The organism is Arthrobacter vasquezii, assembly GCF_029455255.1.
Classification (GTDB): Bacteria; Actinomycetota; Actinomycetes; order Actinomycetales; family Micrococcaceae; genus Arthrobacter_D; species Arthrobacter_D parietis.
The window spans coordinates 19,136-41,231 of record NZ_JAROKN010000006.1; the positions used below are offsets into that span (position 1 = coordinate 19,136).

General features: G+C 64.1%; 17 protein-coding genes. 5 read left to right on the forward strand and 12 right to left on the reverse strand.

All coding sequences use genetic code 11. The features are described from left to right. Positions 1 to 24 precede the first annotated feature (24 nt). The 3 genes from P4U43_RS04260 to nudC are packed head-to-tail and all read right to left on the reverse strand — an operon-like array spanning position 25 to position 3,678. Positions 25 to 618 carry a M48 metallopeptidase family protein gene (locus tag P4U43_RS04260; RefSeq protein WP_318533001.1) on the reverse strand — a complete coding sequence of 198 codons (594 nt, stop codon included), beginning with the start codon at positions 616 to 618 and terminating at the stop codon, positions 25 to 27. Further along, the gene (locus tag P4U43_RS04265; RefSeq protein WP_277357607.1) at positions 596 to 2,701 is read right to left on the reverse strand and encodes an ATP-dependent DNA helicase UvrD2; all 2,106 of its coding nucleotides are present in this window, start codon (positions 2,699 to 2,701) and stop codon (positions 596 to 598) included. The genes P4U43_RS04260 and P4U43_RS04265 overlap by 23 nt, the downstream gene beginning before the upstream one ends. After that, positions 2,701 to 3,678, reverse strand: a complete 978-nt coding sequence (gene nudC / locus P4U43_RS04270; protein WP_277357608.1) for an NAD(+) diphosphatase — start codon at positions 3,676 to 3,678, stop codon at positions 2,701 to 2,703. The genes P4U43_RS04265 and nudC overlap by 1 nt, the downstream gene beginning before the upstream one ends. Positions 3,679 to 3,811: 133 nt before the next feature. Here nudC and P4U43_RS04275 point away from each other — a divergent pair, with 133 nt between their 5' ends. Continuing rightward, on the forward strand, positions 3,812 to 4,855 hold the full coding sequence (locus P4U43_RS04275) for a macrolide 2'-phosphotransferase (RefSeq protein WP_082566187.1): 1,044 nt from the start codon (positions 3,812 to 3,814) through the stop codon (positions 4,853 to 4,855). Here P4U43_RS04275 and P4U43_RS04280 read toward each other — a convergent pair. The 3 genes from P4U43_RS04280 to P4U43_RS04290 are packed head-to-tail and all read right to left on the reverse strand — an operon-like array spanning position 4,852 to position 12,079. Beyond that, the gene (locus tag P4U43_RS04280; RefSeq protein ID WP_277357609.1) at positions 4,852 to 8,346 is read right to left on the reverse strand and encodes an ATP-dependent helicase; all 3,495 of its coding nucleotides are present in this window, start codon (positions 8,344 to 8,346) and stop codon (positions 4,852 to 4,854) included. The two genes, P4U43_RS04275 and P4U43_RS04280, sit on opposite strands and share 4 nt — an antisense overlap. Then, positions 8,343 to 11,633, reverse strand: a complete 3,291-nt coding sequence (locus P4U43_RS04285) for an ATP-dependent helicase (RefSeq protein ID WP_277357610.1) — start codon at positions 11,631 to 11,633, stop codon at positions 8,343 to 8,345. Before P4U43_RS04285 ends, P4U43_RS04280 begins: the two co-directional genes overlap by 4 nt. A 2-nt stretch (positions 11,634 to 11,635) precedes the next feature. Beyond that, positions 11,636 to 12,079: an MGMT family protein gene (locus tag P4U43_RS04290; protein WP_277357611.1), complete on the reverse strand. Its 444-nt coding sequence runs from the start codon at positions 12,077 to 12,079 to the stop codon at positions 11,636 to 11,638. 101 nt (positions 12,080 to 12,180) lie between these two features. On the opposite strand from P4U43_RS04290, the gene P4U43_RS04295 reads away from it, so the two are divergent. The 4 genes from P4U43_RS04295 (at position 12,181) to P4U43_RS04310 (ending at position 15,870) form a co-directional block, all read left to right on the forward strand. Then, positions 12,181 to 12,867: a 3'-5' exonuclease gene (locus P4U43_RS04295; RefSeq protein WP_277357612.1), complete on the forward strand. Its 687-nt coding sequence runs from the start codon at positions 12,181 to 12,183 to the stop codon at positions 12,865 to 12,867. 304 nt (positions 12,868 to 13,171) lie between these two features. After that, on the forward strand, positions 13,172 to 14,152 hold the full coding sequence (locus P4U43_RS04300; protein ID WP_277357613.1) for a methionine ABC transporter ATP-binding protein: 981 nt from the start codon (positions 13,172 to 13,174) through the stop codon (positions 14,150 to 14,152). Then, a complete protein-coding gene (locus tag P4U43_RS04305) occupies positions 14,149 to 14,901 on the forward strand; it encodes a methionine ABC transporter permease (RefSeq protein WP_277357614.1) in 753 nt (250 codons plus the stop codon). Before P4U43_RS04300 ends, P4U43_RS04305 begins: the two co-directional genes overlap by 4 nt. A 123-nt stretch (positions 14,902 to 15,024) precedes the next feature. Further along, a complete protein-coding gene (locus P4U43_RS04310) occupies positions 15,025 to 15,870 on the forward strand; it encodes a MetQ/NlpA family ABC transporter substrate-binding protein (protein ID WP_277357615.1) in 846 nt (281 codons plus the stop codon). Positions 15,871 to 15,967: 97 nt separating this feature from the next. Here the strand turns inward: P4U43_RS04310 and hemL are convergent, their stop codons facing one another. The 6 genes from hemL to hemQ are packed head-to-tail and all read right to left on the reverse strand — an operon-like array spanning position 15,968 to position 22,048. Next, positions 15,968 to 17,290: a glutamate-1-semialdehyde 2,1-aminomutase gene (gene hemL / locus P4U43_RS04315; RefSeq protein WP_277357616.1), complete on the reverse strand. Its 1,323-nt coding sequence runs from the start codon at positions 17,288 to 17,290 to the stop codon at positions 15,968 to 15,970. After that, positions 17,291 to 18,274: a porphobilinogen synthase gene (gene hemB / locus P4U43_RS04320; RefSeq protein WP_277357617.1), complete on the reverse strand. Its 984-nt coding sequence runs from the start codon at positions 18,272 to 18,274 to the stop codon at positions 17,291 to 17,293. It lies immediately after the preceding gene. 3 nt (positions 18,275 to 18,277) lie between these two features. Beyond that, the gene (locus tag P4U43_RS04325; protein ID WP_277357618.1) at positions 18,278 to 19,174 is read right to left on the reverse strand and encodes a uroporphyrinogen-III synthase; all 897 of its coding nucleotides are present in this window, start codon (positions 19,172 to 19,174) and stop codon (positions 18,278 to 18,280) included. Further along, positions 19,171 to 20,127: a hydroxymethylbilane synthase gene (gene hemC, locus P4U43_RS04330; RefSeq protein ID WP_277357619.1), complete on the reverse strand. Its 957-nt coding sequence runs from the start codon at positions 20,125 to 20,127 to the stop codon at positions 19,171 to 19,173. Before hemC ends, P4U43_RS04325 begins: the two co-directional genes overlap by 4 nt. Further along, positions 20,124 to 21,326: a ferrochelatase gene (locus tag P4U43_RS04335; protein ID WP_277357620.1), complete on the reverse strand. Its 1,203-nt coding sequence runs from the start codon at positions 21,324 to 21,326 to the stop codon at positions 20,124 to 20,126. Before P4U43_RS04335 ends, hemC begins: the two co-directional genes overlap by 4 nt. Then, positions 21,323 to 22,048 carry a hydrogen peroxide-dependent heme synthase gene (gene hemQ / locus P4U43_RS04340; RefSeq protein ID WP_277357621.1) on the reverse strand — a complete coding sequence of 242 codons (726 nt, stop codon included), beginning with the start codon at positions 22,046 to 22,048 and terminating at the stop codon, positions 21,323 to 21,325. Before hemQ ends, P4U43_RS04335 begins: the two co-directional genes overlap by 4 nt. Positions 22,049 to 22,096 lie beyond the last annotated feature (48 nt).

Sequence of the window (22,096 nt, forward strand, 5' to 3'; positions counted from 1 at the left end):
CCTGTCGGTACTAGGTAGTGGGAGCTAGCGTCCGCTGAGTCCGTGGTCCGCCGCGTAAGCCGCGCCAAGCAGGAACGCCTTGGCTGTTTCAGTGTGAGGGTAATTGTCCAGGAGCGCCCAGAAGGTCCCGTTGTGTGAAGGCTCGATCAGGTGCGCCATCTCATGCAGGATCACATAGTCGATGACCCAATCCGGCATTCCCTGAAGCTTGTGCGACAGCCTGATGGCCCGGGCAGCCGGAGTGGCAGATCCCCAGCGCGAATTCTGGTTGGTAACCCACCGGATGCTGTTGGGCCTCGCGCGTCCTCCCAGGAACCGAGCCGACAATTCTGCAGCGCGCTCGACCAGCCCGGTATCCGAGTGCGTGGGCTGGACGGACTTTGCGTGAAGTTTGGCAACCATTCGTTCGACCCACTGCTTTTCCTGTCCGGCGGTGAAAGTAGCTGGAATCGAAACGACCGCAACTCCGTCCCGCAGATCCACACTGACGGTTCTGCGGCGACGGGCCGAGCGGCGCACTTCCACCGGATAGGGTGCAGTATCCGAGCTGATGGGGAGCTTCTCCTCCTCGGCTGCCCATCGATCCTGAGGGCCGCTAGGCTCTTTCCGCGAGGACACTCAGCACCGACTCTCCGTAGCGGTCCAATTTGGCCGGCCCCACCCCCGCGAGTTGCGCAAGCTTCTCCAGTGAATCAGGGCGGGCTTCTGCAATGGCTACCAGCGTGGCGTCCGTGAAGACAACGAATGCGGGGACGTCAGTTTCACGCGCGGCGTTCAGACGCCACTGGCGCAGTGCTTCAAACGTCTCCTCGCTGTAGTTCGCCGGGCAGTCGCTGCAGCGCCCGATCTTTCGTTCTGCCCCAGAACCCAGCACCTTCCCGCACGTGCGGCAGTGCGCTGGCGCCGATACCTTCCGCTCCCGGCGGGGTATGGGCTGCCGGAATGGACGCGTGCCTCCGGAATCCGGGCGAAGACCATCCAGGAACCTGGATGGTTTGCGTGACGCGCGGCCGCCCGGGGTGCGGGATGTGGACCAGGACAGGCCAAGGTGCTTGCGTGCACGAGTGATGCCGACATAGAGGAGGCGACGTTCCTCGTCGACTGCGTCAGGAGTGTCGGCGAAGGAAATCGGCATCAATCCCTCGCTCAATCCCACCAGGAACACCGCGTCCCACTCAAGGCCTTTCGCCGAGTGAAGCGATGCAAGCGTTACGCCCTGAACCGTGGGGGCGTGTTGTGCTGCTGCCCGTTCTTCAAGCTCGGCGACGAAATCCTGCAGCGTGAAACCCTGCGCTGCGCGGGCCTGGTGAAGCTCGTCGGCAAGCGATACCAGCGCAGCGAGCGATTCCCACTTCTCCCGCACAGCGCCGGAGCTCTGCGGTGCAACTTGGGTGTAACCCAGGGACGCGAGGACATCGCGGACCAGCTGAGGGACGTCGTCATCTGTTGCCACCCGTGCTGCAGCACGCAGCTGCAGCAGGCTGTCGCGCACTTCACGTCGGGCGAAGAACCGCTCGGCACCCCGCAACTGGTAGCCGATTCCCGCGGCGGCGAGCGCCTGCTCATAGGCGCTGGACTGGCCATTGGTCCGGTAGAGGATCGCGATTTCGCTCGCGGGCACGCCGTCACTGAGCAGGCGGGAAATCCGGCGGGCGACCTCCGCTGCCTCAGCCTCGTCATCGCTGCACTCCGTGAAGGTAGGAGCCGGGCCGGGCGGGCGCTGTGCAATGAGTTGAAGTGGCGTGGCCCACGTGCCCGTCCCGCCGCGGCGCCCGGCTTCCGCAGTGCGCGCCGCGAGCAGTGCGTTGGCGAGATTGACGACCTGTGGTGTCGATCGGTAGTCCCGGACGAGCTTGATGACTTCTGCCTGCCGGTACCTGCCGGTGAAATTCAGGAGGTGCGAGCTGGTGGCACCAGTAAACGAGTAGATGGTCTGGCTGGCGTCACCCACTACGCAAAGCTCTTCCCGTTCGCCCAGCCACAGATCCAGGAGCCGCTGCTGAAGCGGCGAAACGTCCTGGTATTCGTCCACCACAAAGTGCCGGTACTGCCCGCGCACTGTTGCTGCCACTTTCGGGTCTTCCTGCAGGATGCCGACGGTGATGAGCAGCACGTCCTCGAAATCGATGACGTTGCGGTCCACTTTGAGGTCTTCATAGGCACTGAACAGCCGGGCCACAGTTGTGGCATCCATGCCTGCCGGTTCCGCCCGGCCGTTCGCGGACTCGACATAGGTATCCGGTGTCAGCATGGATACCTTGGCCCACTCAATTTCAGCAGCAAGGTCGCGGATTGTGGCGCGGTCGGTGCTGAGCCTCAGCCGCCGCGAGGCTTCGGCGATGAGCTGGGCCTTGTGGTCGACAAGGGCGGGCAGGGTTCCACCGACCGCCTGGGGCCAGAAGTATTGCAGCTGCCTGAGTGCTGCCGCGTGAAAAGTGCGTGCCTGAACTCCCTGCGCTCCGAGGTCGCGGAGCCGGGTGCGCATCTCGGCGGCAGCCCTCGCAGTGAAAGTCACCGCAAGGACCTGTTGAGGCTTGTACACGCCTGTGTGTACGCCGTAGGCGATGCGGTGCGTGATTGCGCGTGTTTTGCCTGTTCCGGCTCCTGCGAGAACACAGAGCGGGCCACTCAGTTGGGAGGCCACCGCCCGCTGTTCATTGTCCAGACCGGCGAGGATCTTCTCTTCGACCGAGCCGTCCACTATGGTCTCCCGGCGGATGGCTCTTCCTCCAAAGGACCGCCGTACCAGTGTTCAATCAATGCTCGTGCAATGGAGGCACCGGATGCAACGGACAACCGCTCCTCCTTCAGACCGGCGAACAGTTCTTCCCTGCTGAACCAGCGCACGTCCCTGATTTCGACGCCGTCAGGCACCGGACGTGCATGTGCTGCCTTCGCCGTGAATCCGAGCATCAAGGACGCAGGGAACGGCCAGGGCTGGGAGCCGAGGTACGTGGGCGAGTGAACAACTATTCCTGATTCTTCCTCGACCTCCCGCACGACGGCTGCCTCCAGCGATTCCCCTGGCTCGACGAAACCTGCGAGCGTAGAGAACCGGTTCTGGGGCCACGCAGCGGAGGAGCCCAGCAGCAGGCGGTCTTCCTCGTCCGTCACGGTGACGATGATGGCCGGATCAGTTCGGGGATAGTGCAGGCTTTCATCGGCAGGGCAACGCCTCACCCAACCTCCGTCGATCGGTTCGGTGGGCTGTCCGCAGCGGGGGCAGTGAGTATGGGTGGCGTGCCAGTTGGAGATGGCCACCGCCTCCACGAACAACCCGGATTCCTGTGCCGGCAAATCCGATGCGGCGTCACGCAATCCGATCCAGTCCTCGTCAGCCGCGAGCGCGGGTTGAACGTCTTCATGCTCCACCAGCACGATGTGTGTTCCTGCCGGCATGTCCGCCGTTGTTTCCACCGTACTTCCCAGATAAACAGGGTTCTCCGGACGCTCCACTTCCGCAACAGGGCTCAGCACGAGCCTGCCGTTGCGAAAGGGAGAACGCCTGCGGGCAAGATGCAGGATGCGGGTTTCCGGTTGGTCCCACAATTGATCGAAGAGGTCAGGGGTGATGCGGAAGGTTGAGCCGCGGTCTGCCGTGCCGCGTGCCAGGGGCAGAGATCCGAGTGGTGGGAGGCTTGCGATTGCGGCTGCCTGCATGCCGACGGCTTGGGTCATATTTCTACGGTACGGTCCCGCGCCCACAAAAAGACATTCGAAAGGGCTTTTCTGGAGGAATAGTGGGGGTGAGCGGCGACTCGCCGTTGCTGGACATTCGGGCCGGTGACCTCGCGCGCTTACGGTGGATGATGTGAAACGCTCACCGATGGAACTTGCGGCCCTTGCCAGCGCGGCCGTGCCGGGCCTTGCCCCGACCGGCGTCTCCAGCGCCCCCGATGATCCCGCCGACTTCGAGTCAGCCCTACTGATCGATGACTCCGGCAAGCAGTGGCGCGTTCGCGCACCACGGCACGCCGAGGCCAGCATGCGCCTGGAGACGGAACTGCAGGTACTGCGTGCGTTCACTCCCGCTGTTCGTGCTGAGCTCCCGTTCCTCATTCCTCACGTTGCAGGCACCGTGAGGCTCGGTGACCTTCGCACCTTCGTGTACTCCCACATTGAAGGATCACCGCGGTCTCTCGATGAGCTCGCAAAGGGCGGTCGTGAACTGGCCAGGGAAATCGGCCGCGCAATCGCTGCGGTCCACGAACTGCCCAGGACCCTCGTCAACGAAGCCGACCTGCCTGCGTATGAAGCGAACGAAGTACGGCAGCGCCGGCTCAACGAGCTGGATCAGGCCGCTACCACCGGCAGAATCCCCTCGGATCTGCTGCGTCGCTGGGAGCACGCGCTGGAGGATGTCTCACTCTGGCGATTCAATCCCACCGTGGTCCATGGCGACATCCACGAAGACAACCTGCTCCTTGCGGCGGGCCGCGTCTGTGCGGTGGCAGGATGGACGGACCTTTCCATCGGCGACCCCGCGGATGATTTCGCCTGGCTCGCCGCAACGCAGGACACCGAGTTCGCCGACGAGGTGCACGAGGCCTATGTCAGCGCCCGCCCCGATGCCGCGGACGAGCATCTCTTGCGGCGCGCCGCGCTGGCAGCGGAGTTTGCGCTGGCACAGTGGATGGTTCGCGGCCTGGCCCTCGGCGACGACGGCATGGTCAGCGAAGCCGAAGAGATGATGCGCTCACTCTCCGCCGATCTCGCCGCCGAGGAAGCCGCACTGGCCGCCAACGCTGGGGATGAAGACTTCGTGAGCAGGGATGACGACGCTGAGGTCGCAGCGGCTCCACAGGACCCGGAAAATCTCGAAACTTCCGCTCTCCCCATAATTCCGCGCCCCTAACCGCCGGACCCGGCGCTCGTCGCCTTCCGCACAATTGCTTCCAATGTTTCACTGCTCGCGAGATCGTGTGGCCGAACCAGCTGATCTTCCGCTGCGTAGTAAAACGCTGCCCGAACACCAGCGAGCGGCACGTTTTTCAGACGAGACCATGCCAGCCGGTAGATCGCCAGCTGGATTGCTTTCGCTTCACGGTCCGCCGGCGCCGGAGGCCGCCCGGTCTTCCAGTCGAGGAGGTCCCAGGTGCCGTCGTCGTCCTGAAAGACCGCATCAATCCGGCCGCGGACAACAACGGACCCAACGCGTGTTTCCACGGGCACTTCAATGCCGTACGGCACCCGCTGCGCCCACATCGACTGCCGGAACGTTTCGGCAAGCTGCTCAAGCTGCAGGCCGTCGTCCACGAAGGAGTCGGCCGCGCCTGGAAACTCGCCTAGATCGAGCATCCCTGTTGTTCCGTAAAATTCTTCGATCCACGCGTGGAATGCCGTTCCGCGCCGGGCGGCGGTTCCCGGACGCCGTGGCACAGGCCGTCGCAACCGCCGTGCAACGCCGTCGCTATCCTCTGTGAGCTCGACCATCAGGGAGGCGGAGATATGGGTGGGAAGTTCAACCGGTACGGAGGCAAGTCTGCCCTGCTGCCGCGCCAGCGACTTCCGGACCTCATCACTCCAGCGTCCCGGTAAGTCAATATCTTCGGTGCCCGGTTCAGGGCCAGAACCATGGCGCAGGTCATCCGCCGCTGCCCGAACAGCCGCCGCAGCCAGCTCCATTCCGCCGCGGCGCCGGCGTAGGGGATCGATTGGCCAGATCGCCCTGTCGCTGTGTGCACGAGCGGGATTGTCAGCGCCCACAGCGACGTCTTCGATCCAGGCAAGTTCCCGGTATCCCGGTTCACCGGCCGCCGCGAGTTCCCGCAGCCGTTCCAGATAGCGGGACGGCGCCGTCGGTTTGGAGCGCCCTCCTCCCCATGCCGACGACGAACAGACGAGGACATGGCGTGCCCGTGTAAGTGCCACGTAGGCGAGCCGCCGTTCCTCACGTTCAGTATGGGTCAGGGCGTCCTCAGCGAACAGTTTTTCGCTGTCAAGCCAGGACTTCTGGTCAGGTTGGTCCCAATCCCACTGCGGCAGCTCTGCGGCATCGCCGCGAAGCGGCCACGGTACCGAAGCATCTCCCGAGCTCCAGCGCGATCCGGTTCCGCTCGGAAAAGAACCCTCATTCATCCCCGGCACCAACACCACGTCCCACTCGAGACCTTTGGCAGCGTGCACTGTCAGTAGTTGAACGGCTTCCCTGCTTGTCTCCAGCGCTGTGACAGGTAATCCATCCTCCTCAGAGTCAGCGGCCTCCAGCCAGGCAAGGAAGGCTTGAACGTCAATGCGGTCCGACGTCGAGACGAACCCGCTGACGGCGTCTGCGAACGCGTCGAGATTGCGCCTGGCCTCGTGCACGCTCACTCCAGGCTTGGCAGCAAGCTCAATATCCAGCAGGAGTGTCTGCTCGATTTCACCGATGAGGCTATGCAGGTCATCTCCCACTGACTGGCGCAGCCCGCGCAGTTCGTCCCGCAGACGTACGAGGCGCTCCCTTCCTGTTTCAGAAAGAGTGCGCCCGCTGCCTGATACCCAGCCCACTGGTGGAAGGTGATCAACGGCGTCAACAAGGCTGGCCGGCTCTGCGTCTTCCGTTGGCGTTGGCAGCTGCTCAGGTTCAGACACGGCTGAATCCCGGGTATTGCCCTGGTGGGCAGCGCCTTCCTGCGCATCAGGCTTTCCGGTGCCCACCCGGAGCTGACTTATCCGGAGCTCCCGATCGTAGGCCAGTTGCCGTGCCCAATCACCGAGCGCCATCAGGTCTGCGCTGCCGAGGCGCCAGCGTGCTCCGGCGAGGAGCCGCAGCATCGCATCTGACCGTTCCGGATCCCCGAGGACCCGAAGCACTGAGAGGATCTCGATGATCTCCGCCGTGCGAAGGAGTCCTCCCAATCCAATGACCTGGACCGGTATCCCCAGCGACTGCAGTTCCTGCCGTAACGGCTCGAACTGCCGGCGCCCGCGGCAAAGAACGGCGATGGTCGGGCGCAGCGGCCGACCGTCGTCGTCCAGATCGAAGTACCGACGCCGCTGCTCCTGAATGATGCGGCTCATCGCAGCCGCCTCATTGGCCTGCGGATTGTCCGGTGCGGATGGGTCCTGCGGCGCAGCGGCGCTTTCGCTGCGGTAGCGCGCAAGATACACCTCTCCCAGCGGTGCCTTTGGCCTCGCTAACAGAGCGGGAACCATCAGCTGGTGCTGCGGGCCGAGCCATGGAGGCGGTACGTTGAGCGGTTCAGCCACTGCATTGGCCGCCGCAAGGATGCTCGTGGAGTTCCGCCACGCCACAGAAAGATTAACCATGGGTGCTGGCTCCAGCCGGGCACCGGTGTGCACCGGGAATCGTGACCTGAATGTCCCCAGCTGACCGGCTGATGCCCCACGGAACCCGTAGATGGACTGGTGCGGATCTCCCACCGCCGTCACCGACCGGCCGTCACCGAACAGCCTGGCGAAGAGGACCATCTGTGCATGCGAGGTGTCCTGAAACTCGTCGAGTAGGATAACTGCGTATTTCTGCCGCTCAGCATCGACCGCCTGCGGCACTTCGCTGACGATACGTGCGGCCAGCGACACAAGGTCACCGTAATCAAGCTGCCCGCCCTGACTTTTCGCTGCTGCGTACTGTTCCACCAGCTCAGTGACAGTGACACGGGTCCGCAGTTTATTCAGCAGATCGCGTGCGCCCTGCGTGGACGGTTTCGGCTTTCCGAGCAGGTAGGGGCGGGCCGCTACTGAGTCGATCTGCTCGAGCAGTGAAATCCTCACTGCCGCAGGGTCTACAAGGTGCTCGGCACATTCCGAAGCCATGGTGAGAACAGCTCCGGTCAGCGTTGTCCTCGCCGCCGACAGGTGTTCCCATGGGCCCCGGTAGGATTCAACGATTCTGCCTGCCAGCTGCCAGGACTGCGCCGTGCCAAGCATGACGGCATCGCGCTCCACGCCGAGGCGTAGACCGTAGTCCTGCACGATTCCATTGGCGTAGGAGTGATAGGTGGAGATGGTGGGTTCCAGGCGGTCCTCCCCTGACTCAAGAGTGCTCTCTCCCTGGGCACGGTACAACGCCTGAAGTTGTTGCCGGATGCGGGCAGCGAGCTCACCGGCCGCCTTACGGGTGAAGGTGACGCCCAGGATTTGATCAGGCCGAACCAGACCGTTTGCAACGAGCCACACCACGCGGTCGGCCATGGTTTTGGTCTTTCCGGACCCTGCCCCGGCGATCACCAGCAGAGGCTGAAGCGGAGCTTCGATGATGCGGGTCTGCTCTCCGGTCGGGTACAGGATGTCCGCGCTGGTCCCGCCGGCAAGGAGCTGAGCCAATGCTTCCGCGGAGTACATTGACGCAGTATCCGCCGACGCAGTATCAGTCGCCCGGAGGTGTGCCGCTTCCAGGCTCATTCGGTTACCTGCCTTCCCTCAACGCACAGCGGGCAAATCTCCGGCAGCCGGCACCCGGCGCCGCCGTACGCTGACCGGCTGGGGTCGTGGACGGTTTCAAATTCAGCCGCAGACATCAGTCCAGCAGCCTGCTGAATCATCTCCTGCGGCCAGGAGTCCTCTGGCCCGAGGGCGGGCTGATCCTGAACCTTGGGGGACTTGGCACTTGTGCCAAGGTGCACGAGCGCGGCTCCCCCTAGCGTCTGTATTTCCGCGGGTTTTGCAACCATTCCGGGATTGTCGGCGAGCCCGCCCGCACTGGCAGCGACCTGATACGCGGCAAGCTGCGGGTGGGCCGGCATATCGGAATCCTTTGGGGCTTTCCTCCCGGTCTTGAGATCCACAATGAATAGTCCGCCATCATGGGTAGTTTCGAGGCGGTCGATCTGCCCGCGGAGGCGCGCCTGCCGCTCTCCGCCTTCAACAATCACCGGCAGGTCAACGCTGAAGCTCACCTCAGTGCCGGCCAATGTGCGGCCGGACTTTCTCATCTCCACGAGGTAAGCGCCGAGCTTCCTCACCATTTCCTCGGCACGCCGGAGGTCCGCCTTGGTTTCCCAGGTGTCCTTCATACCGAGGGCGGGCCAGCGGCGGGCCAGTTCCGCGACGTATTGGTTTCCCGTGGCGTCCGGCATGTCCTGTGCGATGGAGTGGACGAGCGTCCCCAGTGACCTGGCGAAGTCAGTGGGCCGTTCTCCTCCAGCCGCCGAGACAAACCAGTTCAGAGGTGAGGCCAGTACCGCCTCCACCTTCGAGGGTGAGACCGGTATGACGGCATCAGAGGGAATGACCGGATCCAACGTAGAGAGCGCCGCCAGGCCCCACCACTGTGCGGGATCTGCACCCGGAACCCGCGGCTCGTGGAGCATCATCCTTCCGAGGTGCCGGACGGCTTCGGCAGCGGTGTCGGCATTTCGTTCAGGTTGCTGGGCGTACTTCCGCAGCTCTGCAACGAGCGCACGCAGGGTCAGCGGACGCTTCACCTCCGTTCGGGGGCGCTCGTAAGTACCGGGCGGAAGCGGGTCGAGGATTTCCAGGAAGGAAGAAGGCTGCTGATCTTCCGACGAAACCGCCACGCAGACCAACTCTTCGGACGCACGGCTGATCGCGGTCGAAAAACTTCGCAGTTCGTCGGCCCGAGTCAACTGCATCAGGGAAAGCGGATCACGGTGATACCGGAAGTCCCGGCCATGCTCCAGAAGCGCAACCAAATCACCTGAGCCCAGCAGCTCTCCCCTGACCCTGAGATTGGGCCATACCCCCTCCTGTACGCCAGCCACGATCACTACCGGCCATTGGCGGCCGGCCGCAGCGGCCGGTGTCATGACCGCGACGGCGGCTCCTTTCTGGGCGCGTGCTGCGAGCGTGTCCATTGGAAGCTCCTGGCTCAGCAGGTACTCCAGGAAACCGGTTGTGGGTGCCCCCGGCATCTGGTCCACGTAACGCTCGGCCGTCTGAAACAGTGCAACAACGGCATCGAGATCCCGGTCCGCGCGTGCCGCTGACGCTCCCTGTTGGACTGCAGCCTCTTCCCATCGGGAGGAGAGCCTGGATGCGGACCACACCGCCCACAGCACTGTTTCAGGCGTACTCGCCTCATCCTGCAACGCGTCACGACCAGCGCTCAGCATCCCATGCAGCCGCCGGACCGGGCGGAGTTGCGCCCTGGGGTCATCAAACGAAGCCTCAGCCAGAAGATCGACAATCAGCTGGTCAGAGTTCCTTGCTCCCCCTTCCAGCCGTTCCTCCTGCCTCAGCAGTTGACGCAGGCGGCGAATCTCAAGCGGCCCGGCCCCGCCGATCCGGGATGTCATGAGTGAAACGGCCAATTCCGCATCAAGCTCTCTCACTCCCGTCACGGCGGCGAGGATGTCAAGCAATGGCCGGACTGCCGGTTCATCGCGGATAGCACGCTCGGCCGGCGGGACGCTGACGGGGATGTCCTGGCCCGCGAGGTACCGCTGAAGCTCAGTAACCTGCGTGCCCGTCCTGGTGATAACGGCGATCTGGTCAAAGCTCCGCCCGTCATCAACATGTGCCTCCAGAATCCGTTGCGCAACGTAGCGCTGCTCATGGAAACCAGAGTCAACCACGTGAACGGAGAGAGTTCCGGCTGTTGGAGTGTCAGCATCGGCCTGTGCCTTGACTGCAGCGGCTTCACCTGGCTCTGTCAGCCTTCGGTAGCCCACAGGCGTTCCGCTCACAGGCGTCCTCGCCGCAATCGATGCCCAGCCCGATGCAAGCATCCCGGACAGGCGGTGGGAGGTGGTCAGCTGCACGGTGCGGACCCCACCAAGCACCTCGTGCAACCGCGCGGCAAGCTCTGGACGGGCACCACGGAAGCCCTGTACTGCGGTGTCGGGGCAGGAGGTAATCAAAGCATCTTTTCCCTCGGCAAGAACGCCGCACAGCGCGTGCATGGCCGTGTTGGACTCCTGATAATCATCGATCAGGATCAGGGAATATTTACTGCGTTCCTCAACGCAGAATCCGGGATTGGTTTCAAGGATGCCCCGCGCGGCGGTCAGGATTCCGGCGGGATCAAAAGCCTCCGGCATCCGGAGGTCCAGAATGTCCCGGTACTCACTGTAGAGGGCTGCTGCGGCGACCCATTCGGGTCGATCAAACCTGCGCCCGAAGTCAGCAAGCTCTTCAGCATGCACACTGTACTCGCTCACACGGTCAAAGAGCTCCCTAATCTCCTGCCTGAAACCTCTTGTTCCAAGAGCGAGCCGTAATCCCGGAGGCCATCGCGCCTCCAGCTGACCCGATAGGCGATGGCCCTCCAGGAGTTCCTTGATGATCAGGTCCTGTTCAGCGCCGGAAAGCAGCCGGGGAGAACGGGTCAGCTCGGGCAGCAGCCCTGCCACGCGGGCTCGACGGATGAGGTCGAAGGCGTAGGACGACCAGGTACGTGCCGGCGGCGCGCTTACGCTGCGGTCCAGACGGGAAGTGACCTCATCCCGAAGGCGTGCTGTGGCCATCCTGGTGGGCGCCATGATGAGGATCCGGTGAGGTTCCACCTTTGAGTCCAGAACCCGGCTGACCGCGGTCTCCACCAACAGCTGCGTCTTGCCGGTTCCCGGACCGCCAAGGACAAGCACCGGGCCCTCTCCCGGGCCCAGGGCCAGCACCTCCTGTTGTTCGGCGCTGAGGACCGGGGTGGGCAGTGCCTGCCCGGCATTGGCCGGCAACCGCAGGCCAGCGGCGGGTAGGCGAACTGCGTCGACGCGCGGAGAGCTACTCATGCTTACACCCCATCATCCGGCTCCGACAATTCGGGTGGACCCTCGTCCCAGGTTGGAACCGCAGCTTGAAAGTCGGCACGGATGCGCTGAAGCGCGGCCTGCTCTGCCGGCCCGGGATTCCAGCGGGACTTCTGCACATCGACCCGGCACCCGGCGGAACCGCCCGCCTCCCGACTCCGTTCGGCCACGGGCCGCAACGCCGTTGATTCGTCCAGATAGTGGCCGACTGCGGTAGCTTCCAACCCCAGCGGCGGCTTACCGTCAGCGCGGAGAACGCGCCACCACGGAACATCGGCGCCTCCGCGCGACATGACCGCTCCAACCTGACGCGGGCCGCCCTTTTCAAGGATCACGGCGATATCGCCATACGTCAGCACCTTCCCTGAGGGAATAAGGCTGACGACGTCGAGGACCGCCTCGTCATAGTCCAGACCTTTCTCGTGCACCAACCCAGACTATCGACAAGCGAACAGCAGCCTGGACGGTTCCCGGGTGCCGACGAACAGCAGAAACGGAAATGTCAGAGCCCCCGGATAGCGTCGGAGCCATGAACAGCTGGCACATGTGTCCCCGGGCGGCCTTCGATCTTGAAACAACCGGCCGCGATCCCCTCACCGCACGTATCGTGACGGCCTCGATCATCCTCGTCGATGGCCGCGGCGAGGTTCAGGAGCATCATGAGTGGCTGGCCGATCCCGGGGTGGACATTCCACCCGAGGCCACTGCCGTCCATGGCATTGCCAGCCAGACGGCGCAAGCGTACGGGTCCCCTGCCTCCCGCGTAGTGAGCCAGATTGCAGGCGTCCTCCTCGGGTTCTTCCGGGACCGAATTCCGGTGCTTGCTTTCAACGCGCGCTATGACTTCACGGTCCTCGCACGTGAGGGTGTGCGCCATGGTGTTGGAACACCCAACCCGTTTCCGGTGCTGGACCCGTACGTGATGGACAAGCACGCAGACCGCTTCCGGCCGGGAAAAAGAACTCTCACCGCCATGTGCGCGCATTACGGCGTCCCGTTGGAGAACGCGCATACTTCGGCCGCCGATGTCCTGGCGACTCTCGGCGTGGCCGCGGTCCTGGCGGAGCGGTTCCCGCACCTGCGCAAACCTGCCTCGGAGCTGCATGAGTTCCAGATGACCTGGGCGCTCCGGCAGGCCGAAAGTTTCCAGGAATACCTCCGCCGCAGCAATCCGGAGGCAGTGGTGGAGGGCCAGTGGCCGGCGATCGCCTCGTGAGTGCAAACGGAATACCGGCGCCCAGGCTGACTCAGCCACCACCTAGAAGCCGCACAATCTTCGACGAAACGGGCATAAATTACGACGACAATGCCTTATCAGTGATCCTCAGCACTAAATTTCAGCCGGATCTTTCACACGTGCCAGAATTGCAGAGCATCGATGCGCGCCTGCCACGGCCGGTTCCCCGGCGGCCCCGGCTGCCGCTTCCTCCCGAACGGCGCGCTGACAATACTTCTTCCCTGCTCGCCGGAGCAGGGGATCCGCAGCCGATCCTGCGGAGCCCCACACAGCATGAGGACCAATGATTACAGTCACCAACCTGCGCAAAACCTACCGCCAGGGCGAGCGAACCATCACGGCTCTGGACGATGTCACCCTTTCAGTGCCCAAAGGTTCAATCCACGGCATTGTGGGACACTCGGGCGCAGGCAAATCAACTCTCGTCCGGTGCCTGACCCTTCTTGACCGCCCTTCGTCCGGCTCAGTCGTCATTGACGGCCGGGACCTTACGCGCGTCAAGGATTCCGAAGTCCGGACAGCCAGGCGTCGTATCGGCATGGTCTTCCAGCATGCCAACCTCATGGACTCGAGGACGGCCTCCCAGAATGTTGCACATCCCCTGGAGCTGGTGAAGACCCCAAAGGGGGAGATCGCCCGTAAGGTCGGCGAATTGCTCTCCCTGGTCGGCCTCGCAGAATTCGCAGACGCCTACCCCTCCCAGCTCTCCGGCGGCCAAAAGCAGCGCGTAGGAATCGCCCGGGCGCTGGCTTCGGATCCGGACGTGCTGCTGTGCGACGAGCCCACCTCGGCGCTCGACCCCGCCACCACTGAGGACATCCTCACGCTCATTCGCAACCTCACCCACACGCTGAACCTGACGGTCCTGGTCATCACGCATGAGATGCACGTGGTGAAGCGGATCTGCGATTCGGTGTCCCTGCTTGAGCGCGGCCGCATCATCGAGCACGGTCCCCTTCAGGACGTTGTCGGTAACCGCACCGGTTCCCTGGGCAAATCCCTGATGCCGCTGCCCTCCACCGCCGTGAATCAGTCTCTACCCGAGCTGGACCTGTTGCTGGTCGGAAGGAGCGCTTCAGCGCCGGTCCTCTCCGAACTGACCCGGCGCTTTGATGCCAGTGTGAACGTCATCGCAGGAACGGTGGAGACACTCGCAGGCTCCCGTTTCGGCAGGCTACGCGTTGAAGTTGATTCCCCGAGGCCTATCAGCGAAATCACCGCCTATCTCGAAGACGCCGGCGTGCACGTGGAGGTTGCGGCATGAATTTCCTCGACAATCTTTTCGAGAACCCTGGAATTACAGAAGCGCTGCCGGAGGAGTTCCTCGCGACTCTCCAAATGATCGGTATCTCGGGATTTTTCACGCTGCTGATCGGACTTCCGCTCGGTGTTTTTCTGCATACCAGCAGCCCGGGAGGCCTGCGTCCCATGCCGGTGACAAACCGCGTTGTGAGCGATGTGGTTGTGAACATCACGCGGTCAATTCCCTTCGCGATCCTCATGGTGTCCCTGATTCCGCTGGCCCGGTTCCTGACCGGATCCTCGATCGGTCCCGTTGCTGCGTCAGTATCGCTGAGTATCGGAGCCATCCCGTTCTTTGCCCGTCTTGTGGAGACGAGCCTGCGTGACGTCACGCCAGGCAAGATTGACGCCGCCCTTGTCATGGGTTCCACCCGTCTCCAGGTGATCACCAAGGTCATGATCGCCGAGGCCCTTCCGTCCTTGATTGCTGCATTCACGACAACCCTCGTCACTCTCGTGGGGTACTCGGCCATGGCAGGAATCATCGGTGGCGGAGGCCTGGGCAGACTGGCCTACAACTATGGCCTGCAACGGTTCGACACCACAGTGATGGTGGTCATTATCGTGATCATTGTCGCGATTGTGCAGATCATTCAGTTCATCGGGGACCGGCTTGCCCAGCGGGTGGACCACCGAACAGCGGCCACGGCCGGTGCCCGCCGCAGCAGACAGGCCCGTCGCGCAGAAGCCGCGAACGTCGTCGGAGTCTGACACTGACCCACAACTTGCCGCGCTTTTCAGGCGCGGCCGACGACGGCCGGTAGCCGCCAGCCGTCTTGAACCCGGCGCCCGGATAACCCCGGCCGCCGGTACTACGAAAGGAACGCACTGAACATGCGTAAGCAGTTTTCGCTGGCAGCCGCCGGACTGGCCGCTCTTCTTGCCCTCTCAGCGTGCGGAGCGGGCGACAGCGCTCCGGCCGCCGCCGTCGAAACCCTCGATCCCGCCAGCCCGGCTACGGTTACCGTAGGCGCGAGCCCGGTACCCCACGCCCAGATTCTGGAGTTCGTACGTGACAACCTGGCCGAAGGCAGCGGCATTGAGCTCGAGATCCAGGAGTTCGACGACTACACCACTCCCAACATCGCGCTGAGCGAAGGCGACCTGGATGCCAACTACTTCCAGCACCTGCCCTACTTCGAGAGCCAGGTCGAGAGCCAGGGCTATGAGTTCGCCCATGGTGAGGGCGTGCACATCGAGCCCTACGCTGCCTTCTCCGAAAAGCACAACGACGTCTCGGCTATCCCCGACGGGGGTCGCGTAGCCATCACCAATGACCCCTCCAACCAGGCGCGCGCCCTCACGCTCCTGCAGGAAGCCGGCCTGCTGGAGAACATCGAAGCAGAGGCCTCCGTCCTGTCGCTGACCGAGGAGCAGAATCCCAAGGGTCTCGAGTTCATCGAGAATCAGCCGGAGTTGCTGCTCAATGATCTGCAGGATCCGACCGTAGATCTTGCCATCATCAACGGAAACTACATTCTGGACGCCGGTCTCAGCACGGAGAACGCCCTCATTGTGGAGTCCGTCGAAAGCAACCCGTATGCGAACTTCCTCGCCTGGAACACCTCCTCCGAGGGTGATGCACGCATCGCCAAGCTCGAGGAGCTGCTGCACTCCCCCGAGGTCAAGCAGTACATCGAAGAAACCTGGCCGAGCGGTGACGTAGCTCCCGCCTTCTAGGACTTCCCCCGCTTCCACAGATACAGAACAGGAATGGCCGGCGCCCCACTGGGGGCGACCGGCCATTCCTGCGCCCTGGATGAAGACCGCGTGAAAGCTAGACGCCCGGGGGCGTCGCTCCTGCGGCAGCTGCGGCGCGCGCGGCGGCCGGCAGCGCCGACACAATGAGTTCCATCGCGGCGTCGTCGTGGGCCGAGGAAAGGAACCACGCTTCGAACACCGACGGCGGGAGGTAGACGCCGGATTCAAGCATGGAGTGGAAGAACGGCGCATACCGGAACGTTTCCTGCGCCTGGGCGTCGGCGTAGTTCACCACGCCGCGCTCGGACGTCCCAAAGGCAATGCTGAACAGGTTTCCGGCACGCTGGACTGAATGGTCGACGCCGGCCCGGGACAGTTCCTCTGATACCGCTGCGGAGAGCTCCAGGGAGCGGGCGTCGATGTGCCGGTAGACCTCGTCGGTTGCGTGGGTCAACTGGGCAACTCCTGCCGCCATGGCCAGCGGGTTCCCGGAGAGTGTGCCCGCCTGATAGACCGGTCCCAGCGGCGCCAGGTATTCCATCACGTCCGCCCGGCCACCGAGCGCAGCGGCAGGAAGCCCGCCACCGATCACCTTGCCGAAGGTCAACAGGTCCGGGGACCACCCCTCGCTCTCGCCGACAAGGCCCCAGTAGCCGCCTGGACCGACTCGGAAGCCCGTGAGGACCTCGTCCATGATGAAGAGCGCGCCATACTCTGCGGTGATCCTGGACAGCGCCGCATTGAAGCCGGGTGCGGGTTCGACTACGCCCATGTTGGCCGGGGCAGCTTCGGTGATGACCGCCGCGATGGAAGCTCCGTGCTCGGCAAAAGCGGCTTCCACCGCCTCAACATCGTTGTACGGCAGCACAAGCGTCTCGGCTGCAGTCGCGTCCGTCACGCCCGCGGATCCCGGCAGCGCCAGTGTCGCAACACCCGACCCGGCGGCCGCGAGCAGCCCGTCCAGGTGACCGTGATAACAGCCGGCAAACTTCACAACGAGGTTGCGCCCCGTGAACCCGCGCGCCAGACGGACCGCGGTCATCGTGGCTTCAGTGCCGGTGGAAACCATACGGATGCGTTCAACGGCGGACACCCGGTCCCGCACCAGCTGCGCCAGTTCCGCTTCAGCCGGCGTGGACGCGCCGAAGGACAGCCCGCGATCAGCCGCCTGATGGACTGCGTCCAACACCGCAGGATGGGCATGCCCGAGCAGCGCCGGCCCCCAGGAGCACACCAGGTCAACGTACCGGCGGTCGTCGGCGTCAGTCACGTATGGACCCTGTGCCGACACGAGGAAGCGGGGAGTGCCGCCCACGGAGCCGAAGGCCCGCACCGGCGAATTCACCCCGCCGGGCATGAGCGTCTGTGCCCGCGCGAAGAGATCCTCGGAGTGTGTCATTTACTTGCTCTCCTTCAGCCAGGTGGCGAGCTCGGTGGCCCAGTACGTGAGGATGATCTGCGCTCCCGCACGCTTGATACCGAGCACTGACTCCTCAATGGAACGACGACGGTCAATCCAGCCGTTCGCGGCAGCAGCCTCGATCATGGCGTATTCACCCGAGATCTGGTAAGCGGCAACCGGAACCGGCGACATAGCAGCCACGTCCGCGACGATATCGAGGTAGCTCATTGCCGGCTTGACCATCACCATGTCAGCGCCTTCCTCGAGATCCAGTTGCACCTCGTGAAGCGCTTCACGGCGGTTGGCCGCATCCATCTGGTACGTCCGGCGGTCACCGGTCAGCTGCGAGTCCACAGCCTCCCGGAAAGGACCGTAGAACGCGGAAGCGTACTTGGCCGCATAAGCCAGCACGGAGATCTCCTGATGACCGGCATCATCAAGGGCGCTGCGGATGACACCCACCTGGCCGTCCATCATCCCGGACGGGCCGAGCACGTGCGCGCCCGCGTTGGCCTGGGCAACCGCCATCTGCGCATAGAGTTCCAGCGTTGCGTCATTGTCCACGGCACCGTCGTCCGCCAGCACACCGCAGTGGCCGTGGTCGGTGAACTCATCCAGGCACACATCGCTCATGATGACGAGGGCATCCCCCACTTCAGAGCGGACATCAGCGATGGCGCGGTTGAGGACGCCGTCGGGATCGATTCCCGCGCTCCCTGTCGCGTCACGGTGCGCAGGAATGCCGAAGAGCATGATGCCTCCGATGCCAAGCCCGGCGGCTTCCGCTGCAGCACGCTTCAGGGTGGCCGAGCTGTGTTGAACCACTCCCGGCATCGAACTGATAGGGACGGGCTCGGTCAGTCCTTCACGGATGAATGCCGGCAGAACCAGCTCCGCCGGACTGAGCCGGTTCTCCGCCGTCAGCCGGCGGATTGCCGGGGTGGAGCGCAGCCGGCGGGGCCGGTGTTGAGGGAAGCTCATGCGTTAGTTCCTCTTCCGATGATTGACGACGGCGGTGCTCACCGCATCTGCAATTCCTGCCGGGCTGGGGGCGGATGCTGTTGCGTCGATCCGCATTCCCAGCGCTGACGCGTCCCGCTCCGTGCGGCGCCCGATGGCGACCGTTGCCACGGTGCCGGGCAGCGATTCCATCATGGCATGCAGCCGGGCCGCGATGCTGGGTGACGTGAGAACGACGACGTCGATTCTTCCCTGCCGAAGGTCGCCCAACAATTCCTTTTGCGTGACCGTTCCTGCCGGCTCGCCGGGGTTGGCGTTGACGGTATCGCCGTCGACCGAGTCGCCGGTGTCAGCACCGTCGTTGACGGCACTGACCCGCCGTTCGGCAGCAGCGGGATAACCGACAGTGACGTAGGCGGTGACCGCGTCGATCATCCAGCCGCGGCCGGCCAGGCCTGCCCGCAGCGTGTCGGCGGCAAGATCCGATTGGGGCAGCAGGGCACGAGCCGGCTGCGCAGGCAGTTCTGCCAGAAGCCCTTCAGCAGATTGGTCCTCCTCTGGGGTCAGCTGAACGTTCACTCCGAGTTCCGCGAGCGCAGCACCGGTAGCGGCTCCAACGGCGGCTACCTTTACGGAACCGATGAGCGATGACAGGGAAACCCGCCGAACGCGTGCCCGCTGCGCTAGAACGCGCACGGCTGTAACGCTCGTGAGCACAAGCCAATCGTAGGAATCTGCAGCATCCAGGAACCGGTCCAACTCAGCGGTATCTGCGGGAAGTTCCCAGTCGATCAGCGGAACCAACAGCGTCTTTGCGCCACGCCGGGTCAGTTCCGCTGCCATTGCGGCACCCCGATCCGCACTCCGGAGCAGCGCGACGGTCAGTCCTGACAGATCACCGTTAGTGCGACCGACGGTCATAGATCCGCGCTGAGCCCGGCAATTTCCGCCGCACCGCTCGCGAGCAGTTCTTCGGCCAGCACGACGCCGGCGCTGGTTGCTCCACCCACTGAAAGGTCCGCGGTGATTTCTGTGCGGCGCAGCAAGCGGCCGCCGTCTGCGCTGCACACCACAGCTTCCAGGGTCAGCACGTCGTCAGTCACTGTGGCATGGGCCCCGATAGGAGCCGTGCAGCCGGCTTCGAGCCTGCGCAGAACCGCCCGTTCAGCCGTAACGGCGAGTCGGGTGGGTAAGTGATCATACTGTCGGAGAGCCTGGGCGAAAACGGAGGCACCGGCGTCGTCGGAGCGGCATTCGACAGCCAGTGCGCCCTGCCCCGGCGCGGGCAGCATCAATTCGGGCGCCAGATACTCCGTGATGAGCCCCTGGCGGCCGAGGCGCGTCAGGCCCGCTGCGGCCAGCACCACGGCGTCGAGGTCCCCCGGTCCGCCATCCACCAGGCCGGCGACCCGGGCCAGGCGGGTATCCACATTGCCGCGGATATCGATGATGGAAAGGTCAGGACGGGCAGCCCTGAGCTGTGCAGCGCGTCGCGGAGAACCGGTCCCTACACTGGAGCCTTCGGGCAGCCCGGCCAGTGTCAGTCCGTCGCGGGCGCACAGTGCATCCCGGATATCGGCGCGTTCGGGGACAGCCGCAACGGTAAGGCCTTCGGCTTCCCCTGTCGGTAGATCCTTGAGGGAATGGACCGCGACGTCGCAGTTGTCATCCAGCAGTGCCTCGCGAAGGGCTGCCACAAAGACACCGGTGCCGCCGATCTGGGACAGTGACGCACGGTTGACGTCGCCGGTGGTGCTCACGCGCACGAGCTCGTAGCCGAATTCGCCCAGAGCTGCGAGCGATTCCGCCACCGTCGTGGTCTGCGTCAGCGCGAGCGCACTGGCACGGGTTCCTACCCGCACGGCCGGGGTCATGCCTGTTCTGCTCCCGGGAGCCCGACGGTGGAATCGGCACCGGCTACAGTGGGCTTCTCTCCCCTGCGGTTTGCGCAGCAGTTGGGCCTGCAGACGTCATACCAGGGACCAAGGTCCGTGGTGGAGGGCCGCTCGATGATGGTGTTGTCCGCGGTGCGCTCGCTGACCAGGTCAATGAGGCCGCTGACGAATTTCGCATGCGTGCCGGGCGTCGGAACGCGCTCGGCTACCAAACCCAGTTCCGCGCAGGTTTCCATCGCCTCGGTATCAAGGTCCCAGACAACCTCCATGTGGTCACTCACGAATCCCAGCGGCACGATGACAACACCCTTGACACCGGTGGCCGCGAGGTCACCTAGGGCGTCGTTGATGTCCGGCTCCAGCCATGGCACGTGCGGTGCCCCCGATCGCGACTGGTACACGAGCGACCATTCGGAATCTGCCGCCGCCGGCACGCGGTCTAGTACAGCCTGCGCAGTGGCAAGGTGCTGGGCAACGTAGGCGCCCTCATCGAGGACCGGCCCGCCGGCTTCGTTCCGGGGGCCGGCGGCTTCGGCGTCAGCGGTGGGAATGGAGTGGGTGGCGAACATGATATGCACCGGAGCCCCGGACTCGCCGTCTGCGGCGAGGCGTTCCTGAACGGACTTCAACCCGCGGGTGACTCCCTCGACGAACGGCTCCACAAACCCGGGGTGATCGAAGTACTGGCGGACCTTGTCCACTTCAAGCCGGCCGGCCAGCCCAGTTTCAACCAGCGCCATACCGAGGTCCTCCCGGTACTGCCGGCAGCTGGAGTAGCAGGAGTATGCACTGGTGGTGACGGCCAGGATCCGGCGGTGACCGGCGTCGTACGCTTCCTTCAGGGTGTCCGCAATGAAGGGGGCCCAGTTCCGGTTGCCCCACAGCACCGGCAGGTCAATGCCGCGGCGGGCAAGCTCTGCCTCCATCGCGGCCTTCAGTTCGCGGTTCTGCTGGTTGATCGGACTAATGCCGCCGTTGGCCCGGTAGTGGTGCGAGACCTCTTCCAGACGCTCGTCGGGGATGCCGCGGCCGCGGGTGACGTTGCGGAGGAAGGGAATGACATCATCCTGGCCTTCGGGGCCGCCAAAGGACGCAAGCACGATCGCGTCGTAATTCTTCGGTGCCATCCGTCCGTTTTCATCGACGCCGTCAAGTGGATTGAACGTGGACGTGCTCATCGGAGTACCTCTGCTACTTCCCGGGCGTCGATCCGCCGGCCCGTGTAGAACGGAACTTCTTCGCGGACATGCCGCCGGGCTTCGGTTTCCCGCAAGTGGCGCATGAGATCCACCAGATCCACGAGCTCGGGAGCTTCCAGGGCCAGAATCCATTCCCAGTCGCCAAGGGCAAACGAGGACACCGTGTTAGAGAGCACCTGGGGGAACTTGCGCCCCTTCATGCCGTGGTCGTAGAGCATTTCGCGGCGTTCCTCGCTGGGAAGGATGTACCAGTCATAGGACCGCACAAAGGGATAGACACAGACCCATTCCGCCGGCGCCACTCCGCGGGCGAACGCGGGCGAATGGCTCTTGGAGAACTCGGCATCACGGTGTACGCCCATGGCGGACCACGCGATGTCTGCACCGGCGAGGGTTGCCGTCCGACGGAGGGTACGGACGGCGCTCTGGAGATCCTCCGCCTGGGAACCGTGGAGCCAGATCATGATGTCTGCGTCTGCACGCATGGCGGAGACGTCATAGAAGCCGCGGACACTGACGCCTGCTGCCTCAAGTTCGGAAGCGGCGGCTTCGAGCGCTGCGCCGCTGTCCGGAGCCCCGGCCGACCGCTTGAAGACTGTCCAGAGCGTGTAGAACTGATCCGTTTCAGTGTCCTCACCGCTCTGCGACGTGTGGCTGGCGGAGGTACTCTGCACGTGGTTATAGCCCGCATTTTCGCTCATGGATCCAGTCTGCTCCTGTCAACAGGCAAATAAAAATTAGAGAGTTCT